The 15317-nt window shown below is 66.0% G+C and carries 11 protein-coding genes; 3 read left to right on the top strand and 8 right to left on the bottom strand.

The genetic code is table 11. The annotated features are described in order from the left end of the window. From VFC51_13690 to VFC51_13680, 3 genes are all read left to right on the top strand, one after another. On the top strand, window positions 1-1569 hold a 1569-nt coding region (locus tag VFC51_13690), incomplete at its 5' end, for a hypothetical protein (GenBank protein HZT08076.1). Between the two features lie 254 nt (window positions 1570-1823). After that, window positions 1824-3275 carry a hypothetical protein gene (locus VFC51_13685; GenBank protein ID HZT08075.1) on the top strand — a complete coding sequence of 484 codons (1452 nt, stop codon included), beginning with the start codon at window positions 1824-1826 and terminating at the stop codon, window positions 3273-3275. A gap of 140 nt (window positions 3276-3415) precedes the next feature. Beyond that, a complete protein-coding gene (locus VFC51_13680; protein ID HZT08074.1) occupies window positions 3416-5083 on the top strand; it encodes a hypothetical protein in 1668 nt (555 codons plus the stop codon). A 90-nt stretch (window positions 5084-5173) separates the two neighbouring features. Here the strand turns inward: VFC51_13680 and VFC51_13675 are convergent, their stop codons facing one another. From VFC51_13675 to VFC51_13640, 8 genes are all read right to left on the bottom strand, one after another. Further along, window positions 5174-6457 carry a glycosyltransferase family 87 protein gene (locus VFC51_13675; GenBank protein ID HZT08073.1) on the bottom strand — a complete coding sequence of 428 codons (1284 nt, stop codon included), beginning with the start codon at window positions 6455-6457 and terminating at the stop codon, window positions 5174-5176. After that, window positions 6450-8090 (bottom strand): hypothetical protein, encoded by a 1641-nt coding sequence (locus VFC51_13670; GenBank protein ID HZT08072.1) that lies wholly within the window; start codon window positions 8088-8090, stop codon window positions 6450-6452. Before VFC51_13670 ends, VFC51_13675 begins: the two co-directional genes overlap by 8 nt. A 178-nt stretch (window positions 8091-8268) precedes the next feature. Continuing rightward, on the bottom strand, window positions 8269-9909 hold the full coding sequence (locus VFC51_13665; protein HZT08071.1) for a hypothetical protein: 1641 nt from the start codon (window positions 9907-9909) through the stop codon (window positions 8269-8271). 256 nt (window positions 9910-10165) lie between these two features. After that, window positions 10166-10549 carry a DUF192 domain-containing protein gene (locus tag VFC51_13660; protein HZT08070.1) on the bottom strand — a complete coding sequence of 128 codons (384 nt, stop codon included), beginning with the start codon at window positions 10547-10549 and terminating at the stop codon, window positions 10166-10168. Between the two features lie 17 nt (window positions 10550-10566). Further along, window positions 10567-11508: a type II secretion system F family protein gene (locus VFC51_13655; GenBank protein HZT08069.1), complete on the bottom strand. Its 942-nt coding sequence runs from the start codon at window positions 11506-11508 to the stop codon at window positions 10567-10569. 36 nt (window positions 11509-11544) lie between these two features. Further along, window positions 11545-12516, bottom strand: a complete 972-nt coding sequence (locus VFC51_13650) for a type II secretion system F family protein (GenBank protein ID HZT08068.1) — start codon at window positions 12514-12516, stop codon at window positions 11545-11547. 27 nt (window positions 12517-12543) lie between these two features. Next, complete coding sequence (locus tag VFC51_13645) at window positions 12544-13974, bottom strand: CpaF family protein (protein HZT08067.1); 1431 nt, start codon at window positions 13972-13974, stop codon at window positions 12544-12546. A 96-nt stretch (window positions 13975-14070) separates the two neighbouring features. Continuing rightward, the gene (locus tag VFC51_13640) at window positions 14071-15309 is read right to left on the bottom strand and encodes a response regulator (protein ID HZT08066.1); all 1239 of its coding nucleotides are present in this window, start codon (window positions 15307-15309) and stop codon (window positions 14071-14073) included. Window positions 15310-15317 lie beyond the last annotated feature (8 nt).

Genomic DNA, 15317 nt, shown 5'->3' with positions numbered 1-15317 from the left:
GGTCCGCTGGATGGCGCGCGGATGGTGTTCGCTCCCGGTCCGCTGGATGGCGCGCGGATGGTGTTCGCTCCCGGTCCGCTGGATGGCGCGCGGATGGTGTCCTCGCTGCCGGGCCGGGGCCTGCTTCCGTGGGTCGCGCTGGGGCTCGCCTTCGCGCTCTCCCTGCGCGTCCTGAACCTTCCGTACGTGGACGACGCGTTCATCACCCTCACCTATGCGCGCACCTTGTTCACCTCCGGCACGTGGGGGATGTTCCCCGGGCAGGTCGCGAACACGGCGACCTCGCCCCTCGACGTCGTCCTTCTGGGCGCGATGGGGCGCGCGCTCGGCTCGTACACCGGCGCGGTAGTGGTGGCTTCGGCGCTGGAGCTGCTCGCGCTGTCCGTCGCGGCCCGTTCGCTGGCGCGGCGCCTGTTCGGCTCGCCGGTGTTCGCGGTGGTCGCCACCGTCGCCGTCGCCACGAACCCCCTGGTGCTCTCCAGCCTCGGGCTCGAGGGGCTCCTCTCCGCGGCGCTCCTCCTCGCGGTCGTCTGGTGCTGGCTCGCGGAGCGATTCGGGTTGATGGCCGTCTTCCTGGGGCTGGCGGCGCTCGCTCGGCCGGACGCCCTGCTGCTGGCGATCCTGCTGGGCGGGCTGCTCATGGCGCAGCGGCGGCTTCGCTGGGAGCACGCGGCGCTCTTCCTCGGCGTCATCGGCCCGTGGGTGGCGTTCTCGTGGACGCAGCTCGGCTGGGTTGTGCCCGACACCCTCATCCTGAAAGTCGCGGAGGGCGCGTTCGTCTCGGACCGCTACGCCAACGGTTGGCAGAACTACGCGCGGGCGTACCCGCTGGCGACCCTCGGCTCGCTGATCCTCGCGCCCTTCGCGGTCCTCGCCCTCCGGTCGCGGCGAGGGGAGGTGCGCGGCGCGGCCCTCCTGCTGCTGGCGTACGCCGCCACCCACTTCGTCGCGTACAGCCTGCTTCGCGTGTGGGCCTTCCAGTGGTATTACCTGCAGGAGGTCGTTCCGCTGGAGCTGGTCGGCGCGCTGGGCGTCGCGGAGCTGCGGGATCGCGTGCGCGGCGCGGCGCTGACGACGCTCGTCGGCGCCTTGCCGCCGGTCGCCGCGCTGGTGGCGCTGGTGCTGGCCGTGGGCTATCCCATTCGGGAGCCGTTCATCCACTCCAACTGGGCGACGATGGCCCAGTACCGCGAGATCGGCCTGTGGGTCCGCGATCACACAGACCGGCGTGATCGAATCGCCGTGACCGGCGAGGTCGGGACGCTCGCCTTCTACGCGGACCGGGATTTCGTGAGCCCGTTCACGAGTTCGGCGTTCGCCACGGCGCTGATTCGGTCGGTGGAGGAGAACGCGGACGCGAGCATGCCGCCGGTCGCCGCCTTGGTGCGCCTCTCGACCGCCTGGCGCCGGGCGGCGCCGACGCCCGATCCCTCGTTCCTGCTGGAGCACAGTCGTCCCGGGGCGGGCGATCCCGCCGCGTTCGATGGGAGCGACGCGCTGATGGTGTGGGAAACGTCGACGCGCTGGTACCCGAACGGTCGGGAAGTGTTTCGTCGGCACGGGCCGTGACCATGGGACCCCTGGGTGATGGTGGGGTTACGCCCTCACCGCCGGCCGCTTTTGCAGCGGCGGGCGAGGGGGAGCTGCCCTCACCGCCGGCCGCTCCTGCATCGGCGGGCGAGGGGGTGTTGCCCTCACCGCTGGCCGCTCCTGAATCGGCGGGCGAGGGAGAGTTGCCCTCACCCCCGCCCTCGCCCGCCGCGGCGGGCGAGGGGGAGCTGCGCTCACCGCCGGCCGCTCCTGTATCGGCGGGCGAGGGGGTGTTGCGCTCAACGCCGGCCGCTCCTGCCTCGGCGGGCGAGGGGGCTGGTCGCGTCGCGGCGTTTGGGGGTGTGGTCGCGGCGCTGGCGGTGGGGATCGCTCTGCGCGTCGCGCCCGTCCTGTCCGCCGACTTTCCGCTGACGGACGGCGGCCTCTTCCTGATCATGATCGAGGCGGTGCGCGCCGCGCACCTCGCCCTCCCGGCGACGGTGCACTACAACGGAATGGACCTGCCGTTCACCTACCCGCCGCTCGGCTTCTATCTGGCCGCCGGCCTCGCCGAGCTGACGGGCGCCAGCCCAATCGATCTCCTTCGGTTCATCCCGCTCGCGGTGAGCCTCGTGGCGCTTCTGGCATTCGCGTGGGCGGCTCGACGGGCGACGACGTCACGGATCGCGGCCGCAATTGCCATCTGGCTCTTCGCCCTGGCGCCCGGCGCGTACGTGCCGTTCCTGATGGGAGGTGGGCTGACGCGTGGGCTCGGGTTCCTTTTCGCGATCGTGGCCCTCGACCAGGCCTACGCGATGTACCGGACCCGATCGCGCGCGGCCGTCGCCCTGTGCGCCGTCATGTCCGGACTCACGCTGTTGAGCCACCCGTCCGTCGCGTGGTTCCTGGCGTTCAGCGCGGGCGCGATCTTCCTGGCCTTCGGCCGAAACGGAGCGGGCCTGGCTCGGTCCATCGCCGTCGGCATCGGGGCCCTCGCGATCGCGAGCCCGTGGATCGGGGTGGCGATCTGGCAGAATGGCCCGGGCGCGTTTCTCGCCGCGTTTCAGAAGGGCTCGTTTCTGCTCGGGACCGCGTCTTCGGCCGCCACACTCGAGAGCGTCGCGACGACCGTGTTCCTCTTGGCGCTGCTCCTCGGCTGCCTCGCACTGGCGACCTCCGGTCGCCGCGGGCTCTTCGCGCTGGGCTGGATCGGACTGATCCTGGTCCTCGCACCGCGCGAGCTCGCGCGCGCGAGCATCATTCCCATGTCGCTCGCCGCCGGCGAGCTGGCCGCCGCCGGGATCTCCTGGATCAGGCCCTGGCGGACGGCGGCGCCGGGCGTTGGCGGCTGGGGCCGATGGCGACGATGGGTGGGTCCCGCGCTCGCCGCCTCGGCGTTCCTCGCGCTCTGGCCCGTCACGGTCGTGCTGCTGACCGACCGCGATGGATTCGTCGCCCTTTCTCCGCCGGAGCGCGCCGCCATGGCCTGGGCATCGCAATCGACGCCTTCGTCGAGCCGGTTCCTCATCATCACGGGGCGCCCGTGGCCGCGCGATCGGGTGAGCGAGTGGTTTCCGGTGCTGGCGGGCCGCGTGAGCGCGGTCACGCCGCAAGGGACCGAGTGGACATCGGACGGGCGATTCGCGCGGCTCAGCGACGCGAACGCGCTCGCGCAGGCATGCGCCGTCAACGATGCTACGTGCCTGGACCGGTGGCGCGAGGAGACGGGGATCGGGGTGGACTAAGTCTATCTGGCGCGAGACGGGTCGCGCCGCTGCTGTCCCGCGCTCGAAGGCTCCCTTCGCGCGGATCACCGCTACCGGGCAGTATTCAACGAGCCTACTGCGGTAGTGTTCGCGCGAGCCGACGCCCGTTGAGCGCGGGATTGGCGGCGGGAGCGCGTCCCTCGGCCTCCGGCATCCTCACGGCCGTCGCGATCGTCGCGGGGGTCGTGCTTCGGCTGGCGCCCGTCGCGACCGTCGACTTCCCCCTAAACGATGGCGGACTCTTCCTGCAGATGATCCGCGAGGTGCAGGGGAACGGCTACGCGCTGCCCTCGCTGAGCCACTACAACGGGCTCGCGATCCCGTTCGCGTATCCGCCGCTGGGCTTCTACGTCGGCGCGCTCGTCTCCAGCATGCTGAGGATCGACGCGATTCAGGTCCTCCATCTGGTCCCGCCTGCGACGGCGGTCCTGTCGCTGGGGGCATTCGCGCTTCTCGCGCGCGCCGCCATCTCGGCGCCTGCTGGAGCGGCCGTCGCCACGCTGGCGTTCGCGGCGGTTCCCGGGAGCTACGTCACGATGATCATGGGCGGCGGGCTGACGCGCGCGCTCGGCCAGCTCTTCGCGATCCTGGCGCTGTGGGCTGGCCTGGAGTTCGCCCATCGCGCTCGGTGGCTTCCGTGGCTTGGGCTCGTGGTGTTCGCGGCCGGAGCCGTGCTATCGCACCTGGAGTGGGGGCTGTTCGTCGGCGTGGGCCTCCTCGTCCTTCTGCTCCGGCGCGGTCGGGACCCGGTCGCGGCTCGCGGGTTCTTGTCGTCGTTCGTCGCTATCGGCGTCGTGACCGCGCCGTGGTGGGCGACGATGCTCGCGCGCTATGGGCCCGGGCCGTTCGCGACGGCGAGCGAGTCCGGCTCGTGGGTCACGCTCCTCGTCTCGCAACGGGGCGACGATTCTTCGATCGCGTTCATCGCCTTCGCCGTTGCCTGGGGCGCGCTGTGTTCGGTGGCGGTTGCCCGAGGCGGGGCGCCATGGCTCCTCGTCGGGTGGATCGGCCTGCTCGCCCTGGCGGACTTTCGGGCGTTTGGGCAGCTCGCCGCGATTCCCGCGTCCGTCGGGCTCGGCTGCGGCGCGAGCGCGCTGGCCATGGCTGCGGAGCCGATCGGCGCGCGGCTGGGCGTGCGCCCGGCCATGCGCGCACGGTTCGCGCTGGAGCGGGAGTCGCGGCTATCGGCTGGCGGGCAGGGCCCACCGGTGGCCGCGAAGCGAGGGGAACCAGACGGACCTGCGATAGGCCCGCGTACGCTCCCGCGGGCGGTCCTGCCGGCGCTTGGCGCCGTGCTGGCGGCCGCCTGGGTGGGCGTGGTCATCGTCATGAACCTCGCCTCGTATTCCGCATTCCGTGGCGCGCTCGTGCCGCTGTCGCCGCCAGAACGCGCCGCGATGGCCTGGGTCGCCGCCGAAGCGCCCGCTGGCAGCGAATTCCTCATCATTCCATCGACCGGCTGGGCGATCGACCGGGTTGGCGAGTGGTTTCCCACGCTGGCCGGCCGGCGGAGCCTCGCCACCGTGCAGGGGACCGAGTGGATCCCGGGCGCCTTCGAGCGCACGGAGCGGGCATACGCGGCCGCGCGGGCCTGCGGCGGGTCGGATGCCGCGTGCCTGGACACGTGGTCCGCCGCGGCCGGCGAGCGCTTCCAGTACGTATATCTTCCGAAAAGCGACGTGCGGCCGTGCTGCGATGCTCTCCGCGCGGCGTTGCGCGAGGACCGGCGCTATGCGGTTGTTTACGACGGCCCAGGGGTGACGATCTTCAGGCGCGTCTCACCGTAATCTGCCTCTTTCCACGGCCCGCTCCGCCCAGGAGCGGCGACGCGAGGATGGACCGGTCGGCGCTGCGCGGTCCGTGGCGGGACGTTTCGCTCAGGGGGAAGCTTGCGCGATTGAGGCGACCGTCGTTGCGCTTTCCTCGCTCGCACGACTTCTCAATTGCGCGATCGACCAGCCCAGGAGATAGAGATTGACGAAGAGCACGCCAACGTTGCCCAGGTCGAACACGAGGCGAAGCGTGGCGAACATCACGTATGGAGCGATGAGCCACACGGCGAGCGTGGCTATCGATATCCGTCCCCGGGCGGCCAGGTACAGGAGGGGGATCGTCATGGGAAGCCCCATGTGGGTGTGCGCGTGCCAGGCAACCGCGCTCGTCGCGGCAAAGGAGCCGAGCACGACGAGGGCGAACTGCTCCGGCGAGGCGTCCCGAGCATTGAGCCACAGGGCGAGGCCCGCGACCAGGGTGGCCACCAATCCGGCCATCGCGAGCGTCCACGCGAGCTGAGCCGGAAGCGCGTCGGACAGATGGATTGCGAGAGATCGCCAGTTCATCATGTCGCGCGGAACGGTGCTTGGAACGTGGCCCGAGTACAGGAAGATCAGCCGGGCATCGGCGAGGAGGGCATCGATTCCGCCAAATGCGAGCGAAATTCCGACGATTCCCGCTCCTCCGGCGGTCGCTCCGAGAGCCGCGCGCCATCGCCGGGCGACGAGGAGCCCCGGGGCGATGAGCATCAGGGTTTGCGGTTTCAACAACATGCAGCTCAGCCACAGTCCCGAGCGGAGCTCCGCGCGGGCGATGGCGAGGCGGAAGAATTCGCCCAGGAAAATGGTGAGCCATCCGTTCACCTGTCCGAACTGGAACGTTTCGAGCATGGGGAAGGACAGGCACAGGGCGAGCAGCAGGCTACGGGTGGCAGAACCCCCAACGCCTCTCCAGAACCAGACCAGGTACCCCAGCGTCATGACGACGTTGACGGCCGTCCAGACGACAAAGCCGAGGTCTGGCGGGAGCAAGAGCAGTGGACCCAGAAGCGCAACGAAACCCGGGAGGTACGGGGTGGGAATCGTGGCCCATTGCAGCTCGTGCAGCGGGGAGGCGAAGGCGTGGACGAGCGGCTCCTGAAGCTGGCGCTGAAGGTCGAGATCGTACACCGCCGCGAAACCCGCGGAGCGAGCGATCTGCGCGGACGCCCAGAACGAGCGGTAGTCGACGCCGACGTACAGGAATAGTCCGCGCGTGACGTACATGTAGACGTCAAACGCCAAATACAGCGCAGCGAAGATGGTGACGAAAAAGGCGAGTCGGTGTGCAGCCGGGATCGGTCGGAAGGGCCTGCGCTGCCGACGCGCCGCTTGCTCGATCTCAGCCACCGTCGGCAGCCGTGTCGGCGCGGAGTCTGTAGGCCACGGCGCTCCCATCGCGCGCGGCAATTGGAAGGCCGAGCTGAGAACCGGGGTCATTCAGCCCGATCTGGCGCTCTTCGGGCCCGACGATGATGTAGGAGACGCGATTCGCGCGCAGGAATCGGAGGAGCGAGTCGTTTGACAGCTCGCCTTGGTACATGGCCTCCATGTTCCGCTCTTTGCTCGCAAAGTCAATGGTGCCCGCCCGTCGTGCCAGGGCCACGCGCCCCGGGAGAATACCCGAGAGGACGTCGCCGGTGGTGACCGCTCCAATCGTCACGTCGTCGGGCCCGGTGTTCGCCGCGAGCCACTCCCCGACCGCGTACGTGTTCCGGTCGATGCCATACAGGTGGATGGGGCGGTTCGTCGCGGCCGAGATTGCGAGCGCGCCGTACACGGTGAGCGGGAGGCTCAGCGCGGGAACGATGAGCGATACGTTGGCGGCGGCCGTCGCGAGGCTCCTTCGAGCGCGCAGCCATCGAGTGGAGAAGCGCCTCAAGGCGTCGTGCGCCGTAGGCCAGCCGACGGCGGCAAGGACGGCCATCGCAGGCTGTAGGCCGAATGCGAGGCGGTGTTGATACGCCAGCGGGAGGTACATGCACACTGTCCCGGTGGCGAGCCAGCTCAGGAGAATCACCGCGTTTGCGGGCTGGCCATCCACCGGAGCGCTCCGACTCCGGCGGCGCCAGAGCTGCCACAGGGCGACGATGGTCAGGATGAAGACGACGCCGTAGTCCATGGGCAGCTCCCATGGCCGCGGGCTCGGGAGGGTATTGGCCTCGCCGTGGGTTTTGCTCCAAAAGGGGTCGAGGGTGAACGTGACGAAGTTGTAGAGAAGGAGTGGCGCCCCAGCAACGCCCGCCACGAGGCCGGTTAGGAGCCCGTTCGCGGTGATCGTCCGATCACGAATGACGCGTGCGAGGAAGAAGACGGCGATCGTTGCCAGAACCGTCGGCAGGTTGAACGGATGCAGCAGGGCGAGGGAAACAATAGCGACGGCGATCATGCAGAGGGCGCCCCGGTGTCCACGAAACGCGGGCTGGATGCAGATCAGCGCGCTGAGGGTCATGACGAGGGCCAGACCGAGGTGCGGTGCGGTGAACAGGAGCCCGAAAGTTACCACTTGAACCGACGGTTGTCCCGCCAGGGTCGTTCGAACTCCGACGCTCTCGAGGATTGGGACGAGAAAGAGCGTGAGCCCACCAGAGCAGATGGCGAGGACGAAGGCGAGCCTGCGCCCGCGAGCACTGGGGAGGAACGTCGCCACGAAGACGTAGAGCGTAGCGATGAGGAGCACGCGGGTGACGTTCTCCGCCGCGGCGAATACGGCAAGGTCCGGAAGGCCCGTCGTGGCTGCGAGCTTCCCCAACGCGACGTAGAGCGGGAACATGAGGGCAGGATGGTGGGACTCGGCCGTCGCGGGGTTGTGAATAAGCCAGGATGTCGTCCTCTCGCCCTCCAGCATGGCCGCCCTGTACGCGCTGAAATCCTCGTGGTACCAGTAGTTTCCGAGGTGGATCCGGTCGGTTGGTCCTGCCAGGCGCTCGACGGTAGGTGGAACTTGCGTGAGAAGCAGGATAACCGCGCCGACGAGCAGCAACGCTTGCCATTCGGCACGAGCGATCGCGGGAAAAAGCGCGGGGGGCCGGTCTGGTGCGATCGCGCCGGGCGGGCGCGCGTCCCAGGATTCCGTCGCCCTCGACCATGGAGGAGTAGGGTTCGGAATCGTCGGCACTCCCGCGCCACCCTGGGGGGTGGAATTCGAGCCGGCGGTTGATTCAGCCACGGGCCGGGGTCGCCTCTGTTGGGGCGTCGAGTGCTCCGGGAGGAACGCGATACGCGACCGTGTTGCCGATGCGCACGGCAACGGGAAGATGGAGCGCGATGCCGGGGTCCATCGGTCCGATGGATCGCTCACCCGGGCCAACCACGACGTATGAGACGCGATTGGCGCTCAGGAACGCGCGGGCCTGATCCACCGACAGCTCCCCACGGTAGAGAGAGATCAGCATGGCTGACTTCTCCTCGAAATGCAGGGTAATTGGCTGCCCAGCCACCACTCTCCCGTTCACCATGCCGGCAAGGACGCTCCCGACGATCGGGGCGCTCGCAACGACATCGTCGGACGTCGTGTTCGCGCTAAACCATTCACCCACGGCGTAGGTGTCCGGATCGATTCGGTACTGGGCCGACGGAGTGTCGGTGGCCAGCGAGATGAGGAGGCTCAGAAATATCGTGAAGGCGGTCGCGCTCGCGAGGGCCACGGTGGGATAGGTGACCAGACGCCGCGCGAGGGCCGCGGCGCGGGCTTCGCTCGTTCCGCGGCCCTCGATTAGACGACGCAGTCGATGGCATGCTGCGTCCCAGCCGATTACCGCGAAGACGACGAGCGCGGGTTGAAATCCGAGCAGGAGGCGAATCTGGTAGAAGACCGGATCCATCGACCATACGAAGGCCGACGCGAGAAATGCGATAAGCAGCCAGCGGCTCGCGGAGCCAGTCCCTCCTGTTGTCACGACGTCTTGCCCGATGGGTCCAGGGACTCGCGCTGCGGTGTGCGGCCGGAACGTCGCAATGAGGCCGAGACAGGCCAGCACGAAGACGATTCCGAAATCGACAGGGAGCTCCCAGGGCATTGAGCTATGGAACACAATCGGCGAGCTGTATGCCGTGTTCCAAAATGGATCGAGTCGGAATGTGACGAAGTCGATGAGCAAGATTGGAGCAGCGCAGATCGTCGCGACAACCAAAGGGGAATAAGTTCCCACCTGGCGCCGAGATCCCAACACCCATCGCGCGACGGAGAAGAGGCCAAATGTCGTGAGGACAACCGGGAGGTTGAAGGGGTTGAGGAGGCTCAGCGCAACCACCGCGGCGCCGAGAAATACAAGAGCGCGACGAGATCCGGCTAGCGCGGCGATGAAAAATACGAACGCCAGCAGGAAGGCGGCGTAGCCAAGCGAAAGATGCGGCGCCAGGAACAGCGCAACGAAGGTGACATATTCCATCGAGGCCTTTAAGCCAAGAGCGGACTCCACACGGAGCAGCGACGAAATCGCGTGCTCCCAAACCGCGAACCCGCCTCCGAACATGGCAAGGATAAATGCGAGCCTTCGACCAGACGCCTCGGGAAGAAATGCGGCCAAGAACACGTACATGGAAACTGATAGCGCAATACGTCCGAGGTTCTCCAAAATCGCGAAGGCGGTCAACAGAGAGGCGCCGGCCCAGGCAGCGAGCTTTCCGGCCGCGACGTAGAGCTGGAATCGAAAGGCTGGGTCGTGTGGCTCCGCGGTGAACGTGTTGTGTACGAGCCAGGACGTTGTCGTGGCGCCTTCCCGCATTGCCGCCAGGTACGCAGCGAAGTCCTGGACGTACAGGTACGTTCCCACGTGGACGAAGTCGCGCGGTCCGAGCATGCGCTCGATAGTCGGTGGTACCTGCGTTAGAGCGAAAATGGCGAGCGTGGCGATTGCGAGCCAGCGCCATTCATCGCGCGATATGGAAGGAAGCGCGTGCGCCTGTAAGCTCACCCGATGTGCCGTCGATGTCCGAGGAACTCGCACGTCGCGCGTGGCCGTTAGCGGTGCAGCGCCGGGTCGAGCTGCCTCACCAGGGGAGAGCTGTGTCACGCCGAAACACCACACCTATCGCACTTGTCGCGAAAGCCTGCGCTCAGTGGTCCATTGGCTGATGACCGATCGGGGTGTCTTCGTCATCGAAGCATTGGATCACATCGCCGATTTGCGTGCCGGTGGCGTCAATCGTCCCCGCTGGGAGCTCGAGCACAGCGTGGGCGCCAAAGACGAGGCGACTCAAGCGAAACGGCTTCATCGACCGAACCAGATGCAGGACAGCGCCCTCGCGGCTGATGAAGATGGCGTCGAATGGGTAGCGCATGAAGAAGCTGTGGATGCTGGAACATGGTCGGATCAGGAGACCGGAACCAGTCGACAGCGCCCGGGTTCCTAAAAGGCCGCGTCCTCTGGTCCAGATGTTATCAGCGACGCTACCCCGCTCGGCGAGGGTCGCGTCGCGGGTTGCATTCCACGCCTTCATTCGCAGGAAGGCGCGACTCAGCCGACGAAATGGGACTGCGACACCTGCGGCCAGAGGGGCCCCAGCAACACGACGCATAGCGCCGGAAAGATGAACAGCAGCATGGGGAAGAGCATCTTGAGGGGGGCCTGTTGCGCAAGCTCTTGCGCGCGCTGGCGACGGAGGGTGCGCATCTGGTCGGCCTGCACCGCCAACACCTGGGTGACCGACACGCCGAGCTGCTCCGCTTGAATGAGCGCCGAGATGAAATTCGCGAGATCCGGCACCTGCGTGCGGGCGACGACGTCGCGGAGGGCGTCGCGCCGGGCTCGACCAACGCGTAGCTCTTGGAGCACGCGCGAGAACTCGCGTGTCAGGTGGTTGTCCATCTTCTGGCAGAGACGGAGGAGCGCGGCGTCGAAACCGAGCCCGGCCTCAACGCAGATGACCAAGAGATCCATCGCATCGGGAAGCGAGCGTTGAATGTCGTGCTGTCGGCGGCGAATGAGCTGATTGAGGTACAGCTCGGGAATGATGAACCCAATGAGCGCACCCGCGGCGCCAATGAGGATGGCCATGGGGGAAGCTGAGACGACAATTGCGCCGACGAAACCGATGAACGCGATGCAGAGCGCCCACAGCGCTTTCACACCGAGGAAGTCTGATGGCGTCCAATGGTTGGGATTGCCCGCAAGATTCAGCCGCGTTTGCATCGAGGATGCTTGGCGCTGAAGCTGCCGCGGGTCTCTCCGTCGGTTCATGCGCTCCATGGCGCCGGAGAGCTTCTGAACGATCGGCCGAACCACGCGATCGTTAAAGGACTGCTCGAGCTCCATCTCTTCGAGCGTTCGCGGTCGATCCGCGAACTGCGAGAGGCGCTCGTGGACCGGATCGGGCTCGAAAATTGGGAGAGCGATTCCGCTGAGGATCAAGATCGTCGCGACGATAACGAGAAGAACCAGAATGACGGCGATAGACATAAAGCCGAGTTACCCTCCGGTGATCGGACCGGTGTCCTAGACCTCGATGTCGACGATCTTTCGCATGACGAGTGTTCCGAGAATGATTCCGAACACTGAGATGACGGGCAATACCGTCCAGGGACCCATGGGCTCGATAAATGCCCGCAAGTACTTCGGGTTGATGACCATGATCATGCCTGCCACGACGAGCGGTAAACCCGAGAGCATGTAGCCTGCCATGCGCTGCTGGCTGGTGATTGCTCGGATCTCGCCCTTCAACTTGACCCGTTCGCGAATGGTGTGGGCGATCGTGTCGAGAATCTTGGCCAGGTTACCGCCGACTTCGTGCTGAACGAGGATTGCCGTCACCATGAGGTCGAGGTCATCGCTCTTGAGCCGACGGACGAGGTGCAACAGCGCATCCTGCGGCCCGATTCCGAGACCGATCTCGCGAACGACGCGGCCATATTCGGGCCCGGTGGGCGGGGCCGCCTCTCGGGAAAGCATCTCCATCGACTGCAGCAAGCTCATGCCCGACCGAAGCGTGTTGGCCATGAGCGTGATGGTATCGGGCATTTGGTCACTGAACGCCTTCAGACGCTGGCTCTGTCGACGCTTCAACCAGTAGCGAGGGATGAAGAATCCTACGAGCGCGAGGACCACGAAGGCAGCAGGGTTCCCCAGCACGAGAGCGATGAGGCTTGAAGGAATGACCGTACATGCGGCCTGAAAGATCACGAACTCAGCGGGCTTCCAGGTCAGATCCGCCCGGGCTAGCTCGAGCGCGAGGTCCGCGGCGAACGAACGGCCTTGGATCGCTCGGCTGACGGTTCCGGTGATGGCGACGGCGGCGGTAGATTGCTGAAAGCCGCCGGCCATTTCGTCCTCGAAGTTCTCGACGCGTCGTCCGCCATAGCGCTGCAGGCGCTCATCGAGCGCCGTGGGGCGGTAGCCAAAGGTCCGTTCGAGGCCGATGAAGAGGATGAGGATTGCCGCCGCAACTCCCATCGAGAGGAGCATCGTCATGAGTGGTCCCCCGCCCTTTCGCTCGAATTAGAAGAAGCGATCGCTAATGCCGAACACCGACGCGGGCATGCGAATCCCGGCATCCTCGATCTTGGGCATGAACTTTGGCCGCACGCCGGTTGGCTTGATGCGGCCAACGATCTTCCCCCCCTCGATTCCCTCTTGCTCAAAGACGAACACGTCCTGGAGGGTGATGATATCGCCCTCCATCCCCTGGACCTCGGTGATTTGCGTGATCTTGCGCGAGCCATCTCGAAGGCGGGCCTGCTGCACGATGACGTCCACGGCTGATGAGATCTGCTGCCGGATGGCGCTGACGGGCAGATCCATACCCGCCATCAGGACCATCGTTTCGAGTCGGGACAACATGTCTCGTGGAGAGTTGGCGTGGCCGGTGGTGAGGGAGCCATCGTGGCCCGTGTTCATTGCCTGGAGCATGTCGAGCGCCTCCCGGCCTCGGCACTCCCCGACGACGATTCGGTCGGGCCGCATGCGCAAACAGTTGATGACGAGGTCTCGGATGGTGATGGCGCCCTTGCCCTCGATGTTCGGCGGGCGCGCCTCGAGGCGAACGACGTGATCCTGACGGAGTTGGAGCTCCGCCGCGTCTTCCACCGTCACAATGCGTTCGTCGTCGGGAATAAAGCCGCTCAGAACGTTGAGCAGTGTGGTCTTTCCGGATCCCGTGCCGCCACTCACTACCACATTGAGACGCGCGAGGACGCACGCGCGAAGAAACTCAGCAATCTCGGGGGTCATGGACCCGAATCGGACGAGGTCATCAACCGTGAGCGGCGTCTTGGAGAACTTTCGAATGGTGACGCACGGCCCGATCAGCGATATCGGAGGAATCACAATGTTGACGCGGCTGCCGTCGGGAAGGCGAGCGTCGCAGATCGGGCTCGACTCGTCAACGTGGCGACCAAGGGGCGAGACGATGCGGTCGATGATGCGACGCACGTGGTCATCGTTGTCGAACTTCACGTCGCTGAGGACGATCCGTCCCTTCTGTTCGATGTAGACCTGGTCGGGGCCGTTGACCATGACTTCGCTGATCGCCGCGTCTTGCAGGAGCGGCTCTATCGGGCCGAAACCGATGATGTCGGCCGCGACCTCTTCGAACAGTCGATCGCGCTCCGCTCGGGTGAGGACGATATTTTCGACCTCGACGATCTGGTCGAACAGGTTCTTGATTTTCTGGCGGACCTCTGTCGTCTTCGAAAGGTCCATGTTTGGATCAAGGTCCGCGATGAGACGACTCTTCACCCGCGTCTTGAGCTCGCGAGCGCGAGTATCTGCCGATGGCCGGCTGGAGGGAACAGCGGGGCGGGGAGGTGTCACGATGCCGGTGGCGACCTCGGTAGGGGCGCCTGCAGGCTCGGGCGCGGGTGGCCCCGCCGGAGTGGTTGCCCGGGGCGGCTGCGGTCCACCCCCCTCGATCCGTCGCAAGAGTCCCATGGTGGCGTTCCCTCCGCTGGCGTGTCCGAATGACGAGAATGGTTGCGCTGGTTATGTTACGCGATTTGACTGGTATTCGTGTCGTTCAGTTTGCAGTCATCGACCCTGGATGAGTCTCCCGAGTCCTTGACGGCGCTTGGGTTCCGCTTCCACCGGCTGCGGTTCGGGCGCGGCATTTTGATCCTCGGGGCGGAGGAGGAGCCGCGCAAGATCCATGACATTTTCCGAGATTTGGGCCTCGGGGTCTGTCAAGATAAACGGAATGCCCCGGTTAATCGATGAGGTCACCAGAGGGCCACCGGACACGATCGTCGCCGCCACCTTGTGCTGAATGCTCTCCTCGATGTCCTGAATCCGCAGTCCACTCGAGGCATCCGCTCGATTGATCACCAGCAGTACGCGATTCTTGGGGTATTGGATTGCATCACAGACGTCGAGAAAGACGCGAATGTTCTTCACGGCGGGCATGTCAAGCGTCGTCAGCAACACGATCTCGCTGGACACGTCAAATATTCCCAGTATCACCTCTTGAAATGTCGTCCACGTGTCGACGATCACGTACTGATGGGTCCGCGCGAGGGCCTGGAGGATCTGTTTCACGTGCTCCGGATGAAAGAGCTCGGCCACTTCGGGGCGGGTCGGAGCGAGCAGGACGTCCACGCCAGACTCATGCCGTACGAGAACTGACTGGAGGACCTGTTCCGAGAGGTCGCTGATCGTGGGGATCAGATCCGCGATCGTCTTGGTCGCCGATGTGTTCATAACGATGCCCACATCGCCAAACTGGAGGTTGCAGTCAGCGATCGCGACGCGCTTTCCCGAGAGCCGGTGAAGGGCGATGGCGAGGTTCACACCAATCGTGGTGCGCCCGACACCACCCTTCGGGCTAAACATGCAGATGATCTTGCCGAGGGAGGGCTGCTCAGAGGTCGGTGTGACAGCGCCTGCAAGGATCGCACGTCGCGGCGCGCTCGCTTCGTACACTTGCCGGATGCTGACCAAGACCTCGTCCGGTTTGAGGGGCTTGGGGAGAAAGTCTTGCGCTCCCGACCGCATCGCTTGCCGCATCGTGTCGGCGTCCGCCTTGCCGGACACCACGATGATGGCCGAAGCGGGCGCCACCTGAACGAGGTCCTGCATGAGTCGGTCCCGGCCCACACCCGGGAGCGACGCATCGAGGAGGATTACGTCTGGACCGAGACCCTGAGCTGCTTCGATGGCGGAACGGCTGTCGCCCACCGATGCCACCACGTCGATGTCTGCCTCTGCTGCAAGAAACCGTGTCGTTTCGTCACGATCATCAGCCGCAGCATCTGCGACGAGAACTCGAATCACTCTTGGGT

The organism is Chloroflexota bacterium, assembly GCA_035652535.1.
GTDB lineage: Bacteria > Chloroflexota > UBA6077 > UBA6077 > SHYK01 > DASRDP01.
This window is presented reverse-complemented; position numbering and strand designations above follow the sequence as displayed.